15 protein-coding genes and 1 tRNA gene are annotated in these 17,670 nt (G+C 49.5%); 4 read left to right on the top strand and 12 right to left on the bottom strand.

Annotated elements, in window-relative coordinates; genetic code table 11:
* Window positions 1-379 precede the first annotated feature (379 nt).
* Window positions 380-1,189, top strand: a complete 810-nt coding sequence (locus ABRZ26_RS07870; RefSeq protein ID WP_319603688.1) for a hypothetical protein — start codon at window positions 380-382, stop codon at window positions 1,187-1,189.
* Window positions 1,190-1,719: 530 nt separating this feature from the next.
* On the opposite strand, the gene ABRZ26_RS07865 is transcribed toward ABRZ26_RS07870, so the two are convergent.
* The 4 genes from ABRZ26_RS07865 to ABRZ26_RS07850 all read right to left on the bottom strand — a co-directional run bounded on the left by ABRZ26_RS07865 (window position 1,720) and on the right by ABRZ26_RS07850 (window position 5,637).
* Window positions 1,720-2,295, bottom strand: coding sequence for a flavin reductase family protein (locus ABRZ26_RS07865; protein ID WP_319603687.1), 576 nt, complete (start codon window positions 2,293-2,295; stop codon window positions 1,720-1,722).
* Window positions 2,292-3,215 (bottom strand): dCTP deaminase domain-containing protein, encoded by a 924-nt coding sequence (locus tag ABRZ26_RS07860; protein ID WP_319603686.1) that lies wholly within the window; start codon window positions 3,213-3,215, stop codon window positions 2,292-2,294. The genes ABRZ26_RS07865 and ABRZ26_RS07860 overlap by 4 nt, the downstream gene beginning before the upstream one ends.
* A gap of 430 nt (window positions 3,216-3,645) precedes the next feature.
* On the bottom strand, window positions 3,646-4,392 hold the full coding sequence (gene mobC / locus ABRZ26_RS07855; RefSeq protein WP_319603685.1) for a MobC family replication-relaxation protein: 747 nt from the start codon (window positions 4,390-4,392) through the stop codon (window positions 3,646-3,648).
* A 903-nt stretch (window positions 4,393-5,295) separates the two neighbouring features.
* Window positions 5,296-5,637, bottom strand: coding sequence for a hypothetical protein (locus ABRZ26_RS07850; RefSeq protein ID WP_319603684.1), 342 nt, complete (start codon window positions 5,635-5,637; stop codon window positions 5,296-5,298).
* 140 nt (window positions 5,638-5,777) lie between these two features.
* Between ABRZ26_RS07850 and ABRZ26_RS07845 the strand changes: the two genes are divergently transcribed.
* The gene (locus ABRZ26_RS07845) at window positions 5,778-5,948 is read left to right on the top strand and encodes a hypothetical protein (protein WP_162847981.1); all 171 of its coding nucleotides are present in this window, start codon (window positions 5,778-5,780) and stop codon (window positions 5,946-5,948) included.
* 141 nt (window positions 5,949-6,089) lie between these two features.
* Here ABRZ26_RS07845 and ABRZ26_RS07840 read toward each other — a convergent pair whose 3' ends face one another.
* The gene (locus ABRZ26_RS07840) at window positions 6,090-7,352 is read right to left on the bottom strand and encodes a tyrosine-type recombinase/integrase (RefSeq protein ID WP_319603683.1); all 1,263 of its coding nucleotides are present in this window, start codon (window positions 7,350-7,352) and stop codon (window positions 6,090-6,092) included.
* 161 nt (window positions 7,353-7,513) lie between these two features.
* A tRNA-Phe gene (locus ABRZ26_RS07835) sits at window positions 7,514-7,589 on the bottom strand.
* A gap of 657 nt (window positions 7,590-8,246) precedes the next feature.
* Here ABRZ26_RS07835 and ABRZ26_RS07830 point away from each other — a divergent pair.
* A complete protein-coding gene (locus tag ABRZ26_RS07830; RefSeq protein ID WP_319603682.1) occupies window positions 8,247-10,403 on the top strand; it encodes an ornithine decarboxylase in 2,157 nt (718 codons plus the stop codon).
* 35 nt (window positions 10,404-10,438) lie between these two features.
* Here the strand turns inward: ABRZ26_RS07830 and ansP are convergent, their stop codons facing one another.
* Together ansP and ABRZ26_RS07820 are read right to left on the bottom strand one after the other, a co-directional pair.
* Window positions 10,439-11,911: an L-asparagine permease gene (gene ansP / locus ABRZ26_RS07825; RefSeq protein WP_319603681.1), complete on the bottom strand. Its 1,473-nt coding sequence runs from the start codon at window positions 11,909-11,911 to the stop codon at window positions 10,439-10,441.
* 321 nt (window positions 11,912-12,232) lie between these two features.
* On the bottom strand, window positions 12,233-12,643 hold the full coding sequence (locus ABRZ26_RS07820; protein WP_319603680.1) for a DUF2628 domain-containing protein: 411 nt from the start codon (window positions 12,641-12,643) through the stop codon (window positions 12,233-12,235).
* A gap of 369 nt (window positions 12,644-13,012) precedes the next feature.
* Here ABRZ26_RS07820 and ABRZ26_RS07815 point away from each other — a divergent pair, with 369 nt between their 5' ends.
* Complete coding sequence (locus ABRZ26_RS07815) at window positions 13,013-14,053, top strand: alpha/beta hydrolase family protein (RefSeq protein ID WP_319603679.1); 1,041 nt, start codon at window positions 13,013-13,015, stop codon at window positions 14,051-14,053.
* Here ABRZ26_RS07815 and ABRZ26_RS07810 read toward each other — a convergent pair.
* From ABRZ26_RS07810 to mutY, 4 genes are all read right to left on the bottom strand, one after another.
* Window positions 14,016-15,047 carry a helix-turn-helix domain-containing protein gene (locus ABRZ26_RS07810; protein ID WP_319603678.1) on the bottom strand — a complete coding sequence of 344 codons (1,032 nt, stop codon included), beginning with the start codon at window positions 15,045-15,047 and terminating at the stop codon, window positions 14,016-14,018. The genes ABRZ26_RS07815 and ABRZ26_RS07810 overlap by 38 nt on opposite strands.
* 98 nt (window positions 15,048-15,145) lie before the next feature.
* Window positions 15,146-16,219, bottom strand: a complete 1,074-nt coding sequence (gene mltC / locus ABRZ26_RS07805; protein WP_319603677.1) for a membrane-bound lytic murein transglycosylase MltC — start codon at window positions 16,217-16,219, stop codon at window positions 15,146-15,148.
* Between the two features lie 53 nt (window positions 16,220-16,272).
* Window positions 16,273-16,545 carry an oxidative damage protection protein gene (locus tag ABRZ26_RS07800; protein WP_319603676.1) on the bottom strand — a complete coding sequence of 91 codons (273 nt, stop codon included), beginning with the start codon at window positions 16,543-16,545 and terminating at the stop codon, window positions 16,273-16,275.
* A complete protein-coding gene (gene mutY, locus ABRZ26_RS07795; protein WP_319603675.1) occupies window positions 16,542-17,648 on the bottom strand; it encodes an A/G-specific adenine glycosylase in 1,107 nt (368 codons plus the stop codon). Before mutY ends, ABRZ26_RS07800 begins: the two co-directional genes overlap by 4 nt.
* Window positions 17,649-17,670: the final 22 nt, after the last annotated feature.

Genomic DNA, 17,670 nt, shown 5'->3' with positions numbered 1-17,670 from the left:
CATCCGGAACGCTGGTCAGGGAGGACGAGAAACTGGCAGCCGACAGGCGTGGTGACATTGAATCCGGAGCGGGAAAAACAGGTGGTATAAATTAACCGGGGGTGCCAACTATCTTGACACTTACCGCTTAGCTTCGACTGATTTAAGAACGATATTAAATGGTATTCGGTGAATCGAACTTTGCATATAGAGACCTACCTCCAGGGCACAATCAGTATGCCGGAAGAGCTGTAAAAGCGGATGAGTTGACTTAGCTTGATATTTACATAGCGAATGACTACTTCTATAGAATTACTATGTATAATGAGTGGCACAATTGAGTTTGAATAAGCGAAAGGATATTAAAATGAAATGCCGATATTGTACTCTCGAAAAGACAATGACTAGAGAACATATTATCCCTAGTTTTCTTTACAAATTCCAAACTGATTCCGGCTTACCAAGTATCGGATGGAACGAAAGAGCTAATGATGTTATTGGTGGAGAAGCGAAGATTGCAGATGTCTGTGGGGATTGCAACAATGGACCTCTAGGTAATTTGGATGGGTACGGTAAAAATTTTCTAATTGAAAATGGCTTTCTGACACAATCATTTTTTAAAACAAAAACTGACATCAATTATGATTATAATATGTTGCTTAGATGGGTTATGAAAATAAGCTATAATGCTGCTGTAGCAGGTGGTGAACCTTATTCATCTGTTTTTAATGATTATAGAAAATTCATTTTAGAGGGCGTTGATATCCCCGATAAAAGTGAAGTTATGATGTTTTTTGGAATAACTTCTCCAGTTAAACTCAATGGAAAGCTTGAAGAATTTTCAAATATTGAAGTCTCAGATGATAATCTTTGTGCGCCTTTTTATGTAAGAATAACATCAAATATTCCTGATTTTTTACCAAAAGGAATAATTATGAAAGGGATTTATTTTGGAAGTCTATTCATACATATAGCGATACTAAAAAATGCAAAGGATAGCAAAAGTTTTTTCAAACGCCAAGTTTGTAAAACGGCAAAAATTAAGTATATAGATCCAAATACCTCAGCATGCCATATCGAGACATGTGGTAAGAATTGGATTGAACTATACAAAAAGCAAGCTGCAATTGAATATGGTACTGTAGGATTTGAAAAATTAGATAAAAAGTTAAGTAACTTAAAAATTCCAAAAAAGAAAAGCAAAAATTAAAACAAAAATAGACTGTAATTTGAACCGTGTAATTGCTTTTTTTACATATTTACTCCAATAGCGGAGACAGGAGACTGTGGATAAAAGAAAATGATTTATTCCCTTCTTCAGTGCCGGTATGAATTTTTTATAAAATAGATAGGGTAGAATGTTAAATATGTTTTATTAGGATAAAACTACTTTGATGGCAACGAAATTTTCGACTGCTGTATTTTTTTTATTATTCAAGAAATTTGTAGGTAAGCCAACGACTGTAGCTGAGGAATTTGGTAGAGTGTATTTAATTTCAAACTATTACAGTTCCGTAATGTTGAAGTATGTATGTGCTGTCCAGTTAGGTTGGGTATTGATCGAACTCTTGATTTGGACTGAGTTGCTTAAAAATGAGATAATATTCTGAGTAGCTATTTAGCTACTCTATTTTAAATGATAAATTAGTTATTAATTTCAGTGCCATTATATAACTAAGTTTTCTATAATTTAAATTATAAGAAAATTTTAAGATATAAGGTAGTTATGCGTCAATAAAATCAAATAAAAAAATCATGATAATTTTCGTCATTGCCTGTTATAACTCCAATTCTGTGCATCCCCTTCTTTACTAACAGATCATATCCTAATGTATTGGGACCAATAGATATTAAATTTTTTTCAATTTTTGAATTGTTAAGGTGATAGCCTAACACCTCACAGAAAAGAGTTATATGATCACCAGACTTGATACGAGTAATAACTTTCGTCTCAATATTCGCAATAGCTTCGGCTATCCCTGGCGTTTCAAGTTTAGGAAGTTTTAATTTCGTAAAATTACATTTTGAGAACTTATCAATTTCTCTACCACTATAAAATCCGCATTGCATTGTTTCATTAGCGATTGATTTTCCAGGAATGGCCAAAACTAATTCTTTACATTTTTCGGCTAAGTGATAGGAGAAATTTCTTTCCTCTATCGATAAAGAAATCATGGGGGGGTTATATGAACACGTTGTTGTAAAACATAATGTTATTATATTGTATTCAAATTTATCATGTCCCGGAATAATACCCAACATGATTTTACTAGGTTGATAATACTCTCTGAATTTTTTCCTTTTTATTTCATTCATTTTTTAAATCTTTTTATTATTTTTTCATAAGCAATAGTTGCAACTATAGAACAGATAATGTTTACGAAAATTGTTAACCAATAAGCTGGGCTAGTACTTTGTGTTGCCAAACTTACAATTGCGCTTGTCAATCCAAATTTATCTATCCATAATGCCGACGCAGTTCCGAGTCCTAGAGCAGCTAGCCAAGACCATCTTTTTATTTTTTCTTTTTGATTTTCTATGGTTTTATTTATTTCTTTGATGTCAGATACTAGATCAATATATGCCCTTGATAAAGCAATATCTGTTCGAACTGATTTTTTCTGTATAGCATCAACAATAATAGAATTTTTAATTTCTTTTATTAATTCAGGAAGTTCAGCATTTTCAAATGTTAATGCCAAGTTAGAATCAATGCTCGGTTTTACTCTAGTTTCACGAACCCCACTTCTGCCTAAGTGAGTTATTTCAGGAACGTCGGTAAGTTTTATAAATTCGACTCTAGCAAGTGGTGAATTCTCTTCCATTGTTAAGGTACGGTTAGAGTTATTAATTAACGTAATTGATATTTTTCCTGCAAAACCTGGATCTACATAGGTATTTTCGGCTGAAAATCCTGCCATGAAAATCTGCCCAACAGTATTAACTCTTGCATAGACATTCTTTGGTAAGGAAAATGTTTCTTTAGAATACACTAAAATTGTGTCACCGGGATCTGCAGATACCAAATTATTTTTATTTCTAACTTCATTTCTCTGAATACTACCATGTTCATCATGTTTAATTATCTCATGTCCTGAATCAAGAGATAACTCATATGTCGAATACTTTGCTTTAGCCTCATTTGCATTCTCAGAAAAAAGTTGTGCTAAAGCTTTTTTAATAAAAGTATCTGTTAACATTCCATTTGGATAATTATCGTCAAGCAATTGTGACATTAGTTCTCTTCCTTAAATATATCGCTGAATCTAATAATAATTAACGATAAATCGTCATAATATAAAAGAACTAGCTAAAAAATGTTGCGTACATTCGCTTGTCCCAACAGCTTGGATTATTTTTTTTTACTTTCTTTGCCATGTCAACAAATGCGCAATTAAAAATTTTAATCATAATATACCTGATCCAGTTCCTGTTGTCATGCTTTCCCGCGTTACAGAACGTACCCGAGTGGATAACACGGACGCACGGGAAAAACTTTGGGTTGCATCTAAAGCTCGAGATTCAGTGTCGTGAATTGCTGCGGACAATCTAGACACTTTCGAACCGTTGATGGACTACAAAGCCAGCCTCTATGGATTGGGACTTCAGTTCGATTAAATGTAATTAACTTATTATTTTAATAGCTTTTTTTCAAAAAGAGTGCGATTAAGCGTAATTTCCCAACTCCAACCCCTTCAACTCTTCAACCGTATAAACCCGAAAAACATGACGGTGCTTCGCTTCCAGCGAGATACGCTGATGATTCACGATGGCGTGTTTGACACTATTTAATAGCAGTTCGATAGCCCGTTTTTTCTGTGGATCTGGCACGATATAGAAGACATACATCCAACGTTTTTGAGTACGAATTATCAAATGTTGGGTGATAATTGCCTGATAACGGGCCTTGGTTTTCAGATGGCGTTCAGTCTCAACGGCGATAACGGTTCCGTCTGGTAACGTTATCACCCCGGCCGGGCGATGATATACCTCATAGCGGCTGCGGAATGTTGAATCAGCGCCGCTGATCCACCCATAAGCGCCTTTCTTCTCAAGAAGGAGCCGCGCTAGCTGACGATCAAGGCGCTGCATCAGCATCCAGCCAGTGACTTTCGAGGGCTCAAACCGTGCAGGAAAACCATCCTCATGGGGTGTGGCAACAACGGATAATCCGTCATTGGTAATCCCCCACAGAGCGATTTTCACCATTCTGGTGTTTATTTCATGCTTTTGGATCAATCCCATGTCGATGGCTTTTGCCAGCAACAGATAAAGCGGCTTGTGATTTTTATAATCAAAAAGCAGCATCAACGTTTTAAAGTCGCTGTAGGTTTCTTGTTTCAGAAAATTGAGCAGGACTCGGATCTTTTCGTGATTACGCGCCCGTCGTTCACGGTAATCATAAATAAGCATGCATCCTCCTTCACATTTTATTTGGCTGGTTCTCTCTTTTGGCTTTATCGCCTCATTGCATGGGCGCATACCTTCGCCCACTGGCATGAGTCGACGTCATGAGGCGATCTCGTGAGGCGAATGCGGTGACCGCTACACGGCCATGCGCCGGAAAATACCTTTCCCGGCACAGAACGGCGTGCGCCAGTTCATGCGGGCTGGACGCCCTTATTGCCTGTCGCATGGGGGTAATGTCGCGGCTGGACGCCACGCCAAAACCCCCAACGTCAACGGCGGCACACCGTCGCGCGCTACGCGCGACTACCCCCTTTGAGACGCCGTTTTTAGCCCACTTTTTCTTTTGCCCGTTCCGGTCAGCGAAAAATGGGAAAACGCCTTCAAAGTGGGTAGTCGCGCCTCGCTACCGGCTGGTGGCCGGAGACTTAGCCACGACGGTGTGCGGGGCTGAAGCCCCCCAAATAAACCGACGCGTGGGCGCGTCTTTTTGCTCGCTGGGGCGGCAAAATTTATTCGGCTCCCCCCGGCCTGCTCGGTTTCCCTTGGGGGAAACGCTCGCGGGTGGGTTCGGACGACGCAAATGTGCCCTTTCTGCGAAATGGAATTTACTCGCCTCACACCACGGTTGAATGCCCGCGAGGCGCAGGCATTCAACCGCCTAACCCCGTCGCGTCCTGCGTCGTGGCTGAATGGCATGTTGAGTGCGGTCAGCGTCGCGAAAATAAAACGTACTGGCATGTCTTCTCCCCGCTGAAATCAGCCAGTAGGGAAGGCTACAGGGAAAGGGCGGTGTTGCCTGCAAACAACTCAATATCGGATGGGAAGAATTATTGTCATTCAGCTACGGAAGTAAAAAAGCTCTGACCTAACGGCAGAGCTTTAATCAGGCTGGTGATGTTCAGATGGCTATCTGGCGGTGAGTAAATGTGCGCGTTTGTGCATCGTGGTAAGGGCAGGGATGAGTAAACTGATTGCGGTTAACCCATGCCCCAACTGACACAAACTTTCTGGCGTCGATTCGCACACGTCATTATCGGCAAAGGTAATTAGCGCATCGCCAATGAAATTCAGGCAATGGCAAAGTCCTGCCTGCGTTTCGGCGCAATATTCAGTGACCAGCGAAAGTTCGTCATTGTCCATGTGTGAAAAGTCCAGACGAGCCAGCGCGGCACTCATGGCAGAGTAACGGTTCTCATAATCCGGCAGTGATTGATAAGACGCGCCCGTGTTACTATCGGTGTCAGCCATAGCATTAGTCCTCATAATGTTGTGGTCAGAAGCCCGGTTAGTGTTCCTAGCACTGCCGGGCTTCGCTCTTTACTGTTGCAAAACACCATGTAATTGCGGTGTAATTACAACTATACCATGCTATGGAATTTGTAATTACAATGTCAAGTGAAAAAACAAAAACAGACCAGTATCAAATTCGACTGTCCCACGAATTTCGTGCGCAATTAGAAGAACAAGCCCATAAGGATGGCGACAAGACATTGGCTACGTGGATCAAGCGTGTTCTGCGTAAGGAACTCCAGACGCGCGGTATTGAACCAAAAGGCTGAACGGTGGTTTGAGTCAGTCGATGTAGCAAATCCTAACGTATAAGAAACGTTTGGCTGAATGCCTGAATGGTTTTACGACAACGCTCCTGACGGGCTTTCTATCACATAGAAAGCCCGTCAGGAGCCAACAAGCGCAGCGCGTTAGCCAGCCGAATGACTCCGCGCATAAATATACGGCGCAACATATCCATCCCGGCTGACGTCCAGATAATCCGACCACCACTGCATCATTTCGATTCTGGCTTCCAGATGCTCCGCTTTATGCACGTAGGCCGCCCGCACGCCGTTGCGCTCTTTGTGGCTCATCTGCCGCTCGATGGCGTCTTTTGACCAGCGTCCGGACTCGTTCAGGGCGCTACAGGCCATGGTTCTGAAGCCGTGGCCGCAGATTTCGGTTTTGGTGTCATAGCCAATTACGCGCAGCGCCTTATTGATGGTGTTCTCACTCATCGGCTTGTTCAGGGTATGTGCGCCCGGAAAAACGAAGACCGACTCACCGGAAATTGCCTGAATCTGTTTCAGCAGGGTGACCGCCTGCCGTGACAGCGGAACCAGATGTTCATCCTTCATCTTGGCACCGCGTTCTGAGAACCGCACGCCGTTTACGGCTTCGCGCTGGGCGGGCACACTCCAGATATGCGCTTTCAGGTTGAATTCATCCCAGCGGGCAAAACGTAGCTCACTGGAGCGCAGGAAAACATGCAGGCTTAATTCCAGCGCCAGACGGGTCAGTATCCGGCCTTTGTAGCTATCTACCTTCTCCAGCAGTTCAGGCAGGCGTTTCAGCGGCAGGGCGGGGTGATGTTGGGTCACTACCGGGGTCACGACGCCATCCAGATCGTAAGCCGGATTATATTTAATCACGCCCTGCTGTACCGCGTGACGCATGATTTTGGTCAGATGCTGGCGTACCCGTCCGGCGACGTCATGCACGCCTTTATCGTCGATGGTTTTAACCAACTGTGCCAGATGCCGGGTCTCAATCAGAGCGATATCCATCGAACCGATCGCGGGGAAAACGTAGCGTTTCAGGCAGGTGAGGATCTTATCGGCGTGAGCGTCCGACCAGAGCTTAAGGCAACTGGTGTGCCATGCGGTGGCGATGTACTGAAAGGTGCGGGATTCATCAACGGCGGCGTTATCCTTTTTGCGCATCAGGGCAGGGCAGCGGCCAGACGCCAGCAGCTTACGCGCTGCATCGCGCTTTTCGCGGGCTTCCGCCAGCGTAGTCTGAGGGTAGGGGCCAAAGGCCAGACGGTTTTCCTTACCGCCGAGGCGATAGCGGAAATACCATAACTTAGCGCCGCTGGCGGATACCGTCAGATACAAGCCTTGCGAATCGGTAAGTTTGTAGGATTTTGCGCGAGATTTGGCTGCGCGGATTTTGCTGTCATTCAGGGCCATGTGAGGGTCTCCTTCGTTCATCGAACTGAACGACCCGCAATCTGACCCCAAATTTTCCGGATACGAAGGGATAAATCAAAACGCATCGGGAAAGATTTTTACGCCAACTTATTGAATTACATACACATAGGAATTGATAAGGAGGCATAAAAAAGGAAAGGTGGTGCCCGGACTCGGAATCGAACCAAGGACACGAGGATTTTCAATCCTCTGCTCTACCGACTGAGCTATCCGGGCAACGGGGCGCATTAAACCGTATTGCCTGCGCGGCGTCAACGGGTTTCTGTCACAAACCCGCGTGCTTGCTCTATTTTCAGGCAATATTGCTGTTTCCGGCAGCCGCTGTTTAATCTTCCGGCGACGGGTGAGGTTGCTTTCGGTTCGTCATGCGGGCGTTCGTTATCGTGTTGCGGGTTGATACAAAACCAAAGCCGGTCGTTTCTTGAATTTGGCGGAAAATAATGCCAATATTGCGCGGTTTTTAACTTCCTGTTCGCTTGAACGCCTTGTTCATCCCGTGGCTAAAGAGGGCTGCTGATATGTCGGATTCATTGCTCATGGTGCGAAATGCCTGCGCCGGATCTTTGATGACGGCGTCGTGCGCTTCTTGTTTCCGCCGCTTTTTCCTGTCTCTACGATTATCCCCCGCCACCATGCGGTGAGGCGTTCGTACGCTCACTGTTAGGCATGATTAAAAATAGAGTTCCGCTCTGATTTTACTGATGTCTATCGGATGGCGCTGGCTTCAGTTTGCTCATTCTTGACCTACAGTAATCACTGTGGGGATCGTGCGTTCGTCGTTACCGATCGGCATTGTGATTGGTCGGGATTGTTATCCCTGCGCCGTGTCTTCCGGACACGTACACTCATCCTTAACCGTTTGGGTTTGGTTAAATGAAACAGTTAAAAATTGCGGCTAATTCGGCGGTTGCCGCCCGTTTAATCACTGCACGAGAAATTGTTGCGCTAAGTCAGACTGATTTTACCGATGTGGCCGCGGTCGTCGTCTCCATTGAGGAAGCCCGCTGTGGAATTTTGTCGATATTGCATCACACCGGTTTTACCATCCCGGCTTTTGTGGCGCTGGATAACCATGTCGATTCACTGTCAGATATGTTGCCGGCAGGCAGCGAGTGGTTGCCGTTGGACGAGGACGGCGCCTATGCCGAGGTGCTGGAGCGCGCCGCGCAGCGCTATCAGGAGACGCTGCTGCCGCCGTTTTTCGATACGCTGGTCAAGTATGTCGAAATGGAAAACACCACCTTTGCCTGTCCGGGGCATCAGGGCGGACAATTTTTCCGTAAGCATCCGGCGGGAAGACAGTTTTTTGATTTTTACGGCGAGAATATTTTCCGTTCGGATATTTGCAACGCCGATGTGAAGCTGGGCGATTTGCTGATCCATGAAGGCGCCGCGAAGAAGGCGCAGAAATTCGCCGCTCGCGTGTTTAATGCGGATAAAACCTACTTTGTGCTGAACGGAACCTCCGCGGCGAATAAGGTGGTGACCAACGCGCTGCTGACGCGCGGCGATCTGGTGCTGTTTGACCGCAACAATCATAAATCCAATCACCACGGCGCGCTGATTCAGGCCGGCGCGACGCCTGTCTATATGGAAACCGCGCGTAATCCATTCGGTTTTATCGGCGGGATTGACGCCCGCTGTTTTGATGAAGCCTATCTGCGTAATCTGGTGAGCGAAGTGGCGCCGGAGCGGGCTAATCAACAGCGTCCGTTTCGTCTGGCGGTTATCCAGCTCGGCACCTACGACGGGACGATTTATAACGCGCGTCAGGTGGTTGATAGCATCGGTCATCTCTGCGACTACATTCTGTTTGATTCCGCCTGGGTGGGATACGAGCAGTTTATTCCGATGATGGAGCAATGCTCGCCGTTGTTGCTGGATCTGAATGAAAACGATCCCGGCATTTTTGTTACCCAATCGGTGCATAAACAGCAGGCCGGCTTCTCCCAGACGTCGCAGATACATAAGAAAGACACGCACATTAAAGGCCAGCGGCGTTTCTGTAATCATAAACGCTTTAATAACGCCTTTATGTTGCATGCCACCACCAGCCCGTTCTACCCGCTGTTCGCTGCGCTGGATGTGAACGCCAAAATGCATGAGGGTACCAGCGGGCGCCGGTTATGGCTGGAGTGTGTGAAAATCGGCATTGAGGCGCGTAAGCAACTGCTGACGCGTTGTGATTTGTTTCAGCCGTTTGTGCCACCGACGATAGCGGGGATCCCGTGGCAGGATCACGATACGGACATTATTGCGCATGATGTGCGCTTCTTTAATTTCGAGCCGGGTGAAAAATGGCACTCGTTTGACGGTTACGCGCAGGATCAATATTTTATCGACCCCTGTAAATTACTGTTAACCACGCCGGGAATCGATGCGATGAGCGGCGAATATACCGATTTTGGCGTTCCTGCGACCATTCTGGCCAATTATCTGCGCGAGCATGGCATTATTCCTGAGAAATGCGATCTGAATTCGATACTGTTCCTGCTGACGCCGGCGGAAGACAGCGTCAAAATGCAGCGCCTGGTAGAGGCTATCGTCCATTTTGAACGGCTGATCGCCAGAGATGCGCCGTTGAGCGAAGTGTTGCCCAGTTTGTATCAAAAATACGAACGACGTTATCGCGGTTACACTTTACGTCGGCTGTGTCAGGAAATGCATGACTTCTATGCCGGTCACAATGTGAAAGACTTGCAGAAAGCGATGTTCCGTAAAGCGGACTTTCCCGCGGCGGCGATGCTGCCGCAGGAAGCCAACAGCGAATTTGTGCGCGGAAATATCGAACTGGTGCCGATAGCTGAAATCGCCGGCCGAATCGCGGCGGAAGGCGCGTTGCCTTATCCTCCGGGCGTGTTATGCGTGGTGCCGGGCGAAGTATGGGGCGGGGCGGTGCAGCGCTATTTTCTGGCTTTGGAGGCCGGGATCAATCTGCTGCCGGGATTTTCCCCCGAGCTGCAAGGCGTCTACAGCGTGGCGGAGGAAGACGGCGGCAAACGGCTTTATGGCTATGTGATTGAGCAGTAATGACGACAGGCCCGGTTCTCCGGGCCTGTTCGTCTTCAGATGGCGGCGGACTTCTGCTCCCGGCTTTCATCTTCAGACGCCTGGCTGGCCTTGCGCTTGCGCAGCCCTAACCAGCCCGCGGTCAGCATTAATGCCAGCATGGGAAGGGAAGCGATAGTCCAGGTTCCGTTCGGGTAGTCAAACGCCATCAGCACCAGCACGCCCAGCAGAAACGCCAGCGTCAGCCAGGAGGTCACCGGCGCCCACGGCATTTTGAAAGACACCGGGCTGGCTTTCCCCTGAGAAATGGCCTTACGCAGCTTCATCTGGCAGACGATGATGAATCCCCAGGAGGAGAGTATGCCCAGCGAAGCCACATTCAGGACGATTTCAAACACCTGGGACGGCACGATATAGTTAAGAAAAACGCCGATAATATGAATGCTCACCGTCACTAAAATGCCGGTATAAGGAACGGCTTGGCGACTCATCTTCGACAGAAACTTCGGGCCTGACCCGCCCAGCGACAGCGAGCGCAAAATGCGCCCGGTGGAGTACAGACCGGAGTTCAGGCTGGATAGCGCGGCGGATAACACGACAATGTTCATAATCGAGTCGATGTATGGCACGCCCAGTTTGCTGAAAAAGGTCACGAAAGGACTTTGCCCGGCCTGATAGGCGTTCCAGGGCAGCAGACAGACCAGCAGGGTGATGGAGCCGACATAAAATATGCCGATACGCCAGATCACGCTGTTCACGGCTTTCGGCAGCACGGTTTCCGGATTCCGGCACTCGCCGGCGGTAATACCGATCATTTCCACGCCCGCGAAGGCGAAAATCACCCCTTGCATCAGCACCAGCGCAGGCAAGAGTCCGTGCGGGAAGATGCCGCCGTTATCGGTGATCAGATGCAAGCCGGTCTGGTTACCGTCCAGGGGCGTGCCTATGCCGAGATAAACGCTCCCCACCACCAGAAACAGAGAAATAGCGGCCACTTTGATCAGCGCGAACCAGAACTCCATTTCGGCAAACCATTTCACGCCGATCAGGTTCATCATGGTGACGAGAGACAGGGCAATCAATGCAAAAAGCCATTGCGGCACGTCGGCGAAGGTACCCCAGTAGTGCATATAAAGCGCCACCGCGGTGATGTCGACGATGCCGGTCATGGCCCAGTTGAGGAAATACATCCAGCCCGCTGCATAAGCGGCTTTTTCGCCTAAAAATTCACGGGCGTAGGAGACGAAGCTGCCGCTGGTCGGACGGTGGACGATAAGCTCGCCCAGCGCGCGCAGAATGAAAAATGCGAAAATGCCGCAGGTCAGGTAGACCAGCGCCAGCGCCGGGCCGGCCATCTGTAAACGCGCGCCGGCGCCGAGAAAGAGTCCGGTGCCGATAGAGCCGCCGATGGCAATCATTTGAACGTGACGATTACCTAATCCTTTATTATAACCTGCTTCATGTGAGTCCAGCCAACGTCGTTTTTGGTTTGCATCATGTCCGCTATTTGTTCTTTTGCTTTGAGTCATTACTTACCTGTACACCTGTCGGTTACTCATGTTTAATTTTGTAAGATGTTGAATTTAAATATGTTGTGTTTTTTATTTGCTCTAGATTTGTTAAACCGATTTTGCCAATTCAAAGGTAATGGCGCAAAAAATGGCGTCAATGTTACCCTTTCTCGACATGGGTGGCAAAAATGCGTTTCCGCAGAGGGGGACGGTTGGCCGGCATTATTGCAGTCAGTAAGGCTGCCTTACTGACTGTCGGATACGCGGATGGCGGTGCTTAACGGGATTGATGACTCGCTGTGCGGCGCTTTATTTTTTCAGACACGATTGTTTTACGTCTTATAATATTCCTTCGAATGGATTCCAACTTTTGCTGCCTTTTACCTCGTTGAGATAATAAGCGTAATTTGCCGTTATTCCCCAAATCATCGCGGTTAAGAGATTAATAATCAGATCGAAGACAGCCGGGAAGCGCGAGCCGGTCGCCTCTTGCAACATCAACTGAATAACACTGAATACAGCTATTATCGCAATCAGGGCGAGGTTTTTTCGCCATAACCCGATGATGAAGAAATAGATGCAGCCAAAGAAGAATGCAGAGTAATTCATATTAATCAGCAGGCGCCGGAAAAACTTTTCTTGCCTGATGGCGATGCGGAATTCTTTTGTTTTTGGTGCGCCGTATCGCTCAAAAAAATCGAAACGGGTTTGCCATTTTTTCGAATACTTACCTGTTTCCGTTGTTTTCATGGTGCTCCCTTCTCTTATTTGATCATCGGACTTGAATAATCAGTGCGGCGCAATTTTACTATCAGATAGGTTATCTTGCTATAAAATATCGACTCGCCGCAGTCTGAAAATACCAGGCTAACATAATGATTTAAAATTGTATTATTAGCAGCGTCTGTTCGTGCGCAGGAGGCGGTCATAGGCGCCGTCATGCTATTTTGCGATTCCCCGTTTTAGCAAATAAAAGGTACTAAATAGCGTTTTAGGTCTCTTGCAACGGTAACTTTCAGTAAAAAGGCGACGTTCATTTATTCCCTTCATTGTTCACATCGCCGCGTATACGCATTTTTGCGCGGTAAACGTTGTCGGGGGCTAGCGGAGCTTTCCATTATGAAATTCTTTTTTATCGTTTTTACCTGGGGTTGTCTGTTGTGTTTCTCGTCGCCGACCTCTTCAGCTGTGGGCTATCGGCAGTTGGATTTGGCCGACGATCGGGGGGGGCGAGCGCTGAGCGGCGTTGTGCTGTATCCGACGGATGCCGCCGGGGATACGGCGCCGCTCGGCGAGAATACCGCTTTTTTCGGCGTGCCGGTGATTAACGATGCGCCGCCGCGGTCAGGTTTACATCCGTTGGCGGTGCTTTCCCACGGTTATGGCGGAAACTGGCGCAATCAACTTTGGCTGGCCTACGCGCTGGCGCAAAAAGGATATATCGTGGCGGCCATTAATCACCCCGGCACCACATCCTTCGATATGAAACCCGCGCTGGCGGCGAAACTTTGGCTGCGGCCCGACGACATCAGCCGGGTGATTACCGCTTTGCAGGAAAACTCGGATATTGCAGGGAAGACGGCATCGGAGCAGGTTGCCGTGATCGGACATTCACTGGGCGGCTGGACGGCGTTAGCCGTGGCCGGCGCGCGTTTCAATGCCGAACGGTTCGCAGAGGATTGCCTGACGCGGCCACAGCTCGCCTCCTGCAAAACCTATCAGGCGATCGGCGCGGGAAAGGATGCAAAGTCGAGAGCGCGGATTGATGCGTCTGCGCGGGATCAACGGGTCAGCGCGGTCGTTTCGCTCGACCTCGGACTGGCGAGAGGCTTTACCCCGGCGAGTCTTGCCGCCGTGAGCATACCCGTACTGGTTATCGCCGCCGGCGTTCCCGATCCCGTTCTGCCGGCCTCGCTTGAGTCACAGTACCTGATGAAGTCTCTGCCGGGAGAAACGTCCCAATATTGGGAGAGCGCTGATGCCACGCATTTTAGCTTTATGCAGCTTTGCAAACCGGGCGCGGCAGACCTCATCAATGCCTCAGATCCGGGTGAGGGCATTATCTGCATGGATGGCGCCGGGGGTTCCCGCGAGGCTATTCATCTTGCGCTGATCGAGAAGATCAGCGGCTTTCTGGCGCAGGCATGGCAACGGCGCTAGCGGCGGCTGATGAAGCGTTGGCGCGTCGCCACTGGCTGGGACTCATCCCTGTGGATTTCAAAAACTCCCGATTGAAGTTTGATTTGGTCTGGAAACCGCAGGCCAACATGATGTCGGTGATGCGTTCATCCGTCTGGCTGAGTAATCGCCGGGCCTCATCAATACGATAGCCGTTCACGATTTGAGAGATATTGCGTCCGTAAACGCGATTAATGGCTTCCGAAAGTTGTCGGGTAGGGATGCCCAGCCGACGGGCAAGGCGTTGGATCGTCATATTGGGGTCGGTATAGAGATTATGGGTGCGGATCAATTGGTCCAGTTTTTCCGCCAGCGCCCGATCTTCAGCGCTGGCGGGCTGTATGTCGTCGCTGTCTTTTTGCTCTGCCGCTCCCGCCAGGGAGGGATTTTTCGTCACAATCAGAACGGTCAGAACGACGAGTGTGGCCATGTGGGCGGCGGCAATGATTCCCGGCGCCTGCCTGCCGTCAAAAATAGCCAGATCCAGCGCGATGGCGATATCCGCCAGGCCTGAGAAGATAAAATAACCGCCGGCCAGAAAGGACGTTTTTTTCCATCGCGGCTGTTCCGATGGCTGCGCGCATGATGCATGAATCAGCGCGACGCCATAACCGGCGTAAATCATCAGCAGCGATAAATCGAGCAGGCTGGTTTTCATGGCCGTCAAGAGGGCCACGCCGACCACGGGAAACAGATGCCGACAGTAGCGAGCGCGCTGTCCGCCGTCGCGAATGTCCGGTTTGAAGCTCAGCCAAAACAGCGCAGGCACGGCGGCGGCGACAATCGGCTGTAAAAAGGCGGGTAGCGGCAGCGATGTACCCCAGTGAAATCCGCATAGGGCGATGGCGAGACAACTGACGGCGACAAACGCCGTTTCTGTTTTTGTCGAACGGCGGTTGCCGTTAACGCGCCGCAGGCGCAGGAAAAGGACGATGAGCAGGAACGCGGTGATAAAAGGTAACGGTATTGCGGGCATGCCGGTTCCTTGTGCAGTCGGATAGGGATGGAGGCGCTTATGATACCGAGCCTCTGGTCATCCGTACCAGAGGCTCAGCCGTTATTATTGCGATATCGCTAGCGGCGGTAATTCTTCTGGGCGGAATTGACCTTATACAGATAACGCCGTGACTCGCTTGACGGATGTTTGGTGGTCAGCGTGTTATACACGTCGCTCGGCGACATGCCGTTGATAACATCGATAGCACGGCTCCTGTCGCTGGAGAACACGCGCAATACGCTGCCCGCGCCGCCGTTGTAGGCGGTGATAACGGCGTAGCGCCGCGACGTTGGGTTCTCAATGCCGGCTAAATAGCTATTCTTCAGGATCGACAGATAAGCGGTGCCTGCATCAATGTTATTTTCCGGATCGAACAGGTAGCTGCGGCTTGGCTGTCCCCATTTCCCTTTCATTTTGAAGACGTCGCGGCCGGCGCTGTGCTGGACGACCTGCATCAATCCCAGCGCGTCCGCATGGCTGACGGCATAAGGGTTGAAGCTGGATTCGGTTTGCATGATGGCCAGGATTAGCGACTCTTCAACGCCATAGCGCTCCGCGGCTTTGCGCACCAGCGGCAGGTATTTGTGCGCGCGCTTATCCAGGTGGTTGGGGACTAACTGGATGGTGATCGACCAGATAACATGCAGCCCGGAATTGCGTTTTTGCAATCGGTTTTGTATCAGGTAATCGGCAAAGTTGGCGGCGCGGCCTTCCCAGCGGATCGGCTCTCCGGTATTGTCCAGCACCTGGCCGTACAGCATGGGCTCACGGCTGATCTGAATGTCGTTGGCGTCCGAATACAGGTCGGTGTTGCTGGCGTCATCGCCCATCAGTAGGGTGGTGATGATGGCCTGGCGCAAACTGGCCGTGGAGTTGGTCGCCGAGATGGTTTCAATGGTGATGGTACCGGCATCGAAGTTGATGTGGCTGCGGGTCTGATATTGGTCGGTATATTTTACGTAGTCTTTCGGCCCGGCAATCAGGACTTCATTCATGCCCCAGATATTCTCGATATCATGGGCGAACTGTCCCATCAGAATGTCAAAGGCATTGGTATCCTTGATGAACGCTTCATTGTCGGTCGAGCTTTTATTTCCCGAACAGGAAACCAATAACGGTGCGATGATCAGCAGAGCTAAAATTTTCTTCATATAAAAAGCCGTGTCGGAATAAGGGCGCAAAAGGGCCGTCCGGCCCTGCAATATCAATGACTCGGAGGCGTGTAACCTTCGACATGCACGTCCTTACCTTCAAACAGGAACTTGACCATTTCCTGTTCCAGCAGTTTGCGATCTTCAACGTTCATCATGCTCAGCTTCTTTTCGTTGATCAGCATGGTTTGCTTGGTTTGCCATTGCGCCCAGGCGTCTTTTGATATCTCGTTATAGATGCGTTTGCCCAGTTCTCCGGGATAGAGCTGAAAGTCCTGCCCTTCGGCTTCACGTTGTAAAAAAGTACAAAAAATGGTTTTGCTCATGCTTCTTCCTCGTTAATTTTGCAGGCATTCGATTGTATTGGCTGTGGCTGGGCCAATTCGCGCAGCAGGCGTTCAACCGGGGTGGCCAATCCGACAGAGGGCGGCTGCGCTAAGTTATACCAGAGACCTGGGCCATCATCCATGCAAGACCCGGTTTGTGGGATATCCTGCTGTGAAACAGCCAGCCACATCGGCACGATATCCAAATGGAAATGGCTGAACGTGTGCCGGAAAGCGACGAGCTGTTGCAGTCCATCAGCGTTCAGACCACGTTGTCGCAGCCAGAGTTCCAATTCGCTGCGCTGGTTGAACTGCGGAAAGCAAAATAGTCCGCCCCATAGCCCGACCGCGGGCCGCTGTTGTAACCAGACCGTCGACCCCTGTTGCAGCAGCAGGAACCAGCCGGTTTTTTCCGGCAGCGTCTGTTTGGGTTTCTTGCCGGGGTACTGCGACCAACTGTGATTAGCGTAGGCGACGCAGCCGCTATTCAGCGGGCAGAGCTCGCACTTGGGACGGCTGCGGGTACACACCATCGCCCCCAGGTCCATCATCGCCTGATTAAACTGCTCGACGCCGGCGGCGGGCGTTACCGATTCGCTTAATGCCCACAGTTTCTTCTCCACCTCTTTTTTGCCCGGCCAGCCGTCTACCGCATAGCAGCGCGCCAGCACGCGCTTTACGTTGCCGTCGAGAATCGGGTAATGCTGTCCCAGCGACAGCGACAGGATGGCGCCGGCGGTAGAGCGCCCGACGCCCGGCAGGTCGGCGATTTCGTCGAACGTGGTCGGAAACACGCCGCCGTGGCGGGCCACGATGGTCTGCGCGGCCTTGTGCAGGTTACGGGCGCGGGCGTAGTAGCCCAGCCCGGTCCACAGGTGCAGCACTTCGTCCAGCGGGGCGGCGGCCAGCGCTTTCACATCCGGAAAGCGCGACATAAAACGTTGAAAATAGGGGATGACCGTGGCGACCTGCGTTTGTTGCAGCATCACTTCGGACAGCCATACCTTATAAGGCGTTTTCTCAAGCTGCCAGGGCAGGGTTTTTCGGCCATAGCGTTGGTACCAGTTCAGCACCTGGTGCGCGAACTGTTGCGCTTGCATCATAAAAGGGATCACTATCCGGCAG

This window comes from Brenneria sp. L4-2C (assembly GCF_040240335.1).
GTDB lineage: Bacteria > Pseudomonadota > Gammaproteobacteria > Enterobacterales > Enterobacteriaceae > Brenneria.
This window is presented reverse-complemented; position numbering and strand designations above follow the sequence as displayed.

What these genes read in the sequence shown, in the direction of transcription:
- ansP (WP_319603681.1), bottom strand. Translation starts at nt 11,911, where the DNA reads ATGACTCAAAGCAAAAGAACAAATAGCGGACATGATGCAAACCAAAAA.
- ABRZ26_RS07830 (WP_319603682.1), top strand. Translation starts at nt 8,247, where the DNA reads ATGAAACAGTTAAAAATTGCGGCTAATTCGGCGGTTGCCGCCCGTTTA.
- ABRZ26_RS07820 (WP_319603680.1), bottom strand. Translation starts at nt 12,643, where the DNA reads ATGAAAACAACGGAAACAGGTAAGTATTCGAAAAAATGGCAAACCCGT.
- ABRZ26_RS07840 (WP_319603683.1), bottom strand. Translation starts at nt 7,352, where the DNA reads ATGGCCCTGAATGACAGCAAAATCCGCGCAGCCAAATCTCGCGCAAAA.
- ABRZ26_RS07860 (WP_319603686.1), bottom strand. Translation starts at nt 3,215, where the DNA reads ATGTCACAATTGCTTGACGATAATTATCCAAATGGAATGTTAACAGAT.
- ABRZ26_RS07850 (WP_319603684.1), bottom strand. Translation starts at nt 5,637, where the DNA reads ATGGCTGACACCGATAGTAACACGGGCGCGTCTTATCAATCACTGCCG.
- ABRZ26_RS07845 (WP_162847981.1), top strand. Translation starts at nt 5,778, where the DNA reads ATGTCAAGTGAAAAAACAAAAACAGACCAGTATCAAATTCGACTGTCC.
- ABRZ26_RS07865 (WP_319603687.1), bottom strand. Translation starts at nt 2,295, where the DNA reads ATGAATGAAATAAAAAGGAAAAAATTCAGAGAGTATTATCAACCTAGT.
- mobC (WP_319603685.1), bottom strand. Translation starts at nt 4,392, where the DNA reads ATGCTTATTTATGATTACCGTGAACGACGGGCGCGTAATCACGAAAAG.
- ABRZ26_RS07870 (WP_319603688.1), top strand. Translation starts at nt 380, where the DNA reads ATGACTAGAGAACATATTATCCCTAGTTTTCTTTACAAATTCCAAACT.
- ABRZ26_RS07800 (WP_319603676.1), bottom strand. Translation starts at nt 16,545, where the DNA reads ATGAGCAAAACCATTTTTTGTACTTTTTTACAACGTGAAGCCGAAGGG.
- ABRZ26_RS07810 (WP_319603678.1), bottom strand. Translation starts at nt 15,047, where the DNA reads ATGCCCGCAATACCGTTACCTTTTATCACCGCGTTCCTGCTCATCGTC.
- mltC (WP_319603677.1), bottom strand. Translation starts at nt 16,219, where the DNA reads ATGAAGAAAATTTTAGCTCTGCTGATCATCGCACCGTTATTGGTTTCC.
- ABRZ26_RS07815 (WP_319603679.1), top strand. Translation starts at nt 13,013, where the DNA reads ATGAAATTCTTTTTTATCGTTTTTACCTGGGGTTGTCTGTTGTGTTTC.
- mutY (WP_319603675.1), bottom strand. Translation starts at nt 17,648, where the DNA reads ATGATGCAAGCGCAACAGTTCGCGCACCAGGTGCTGAACTGGTACCAA.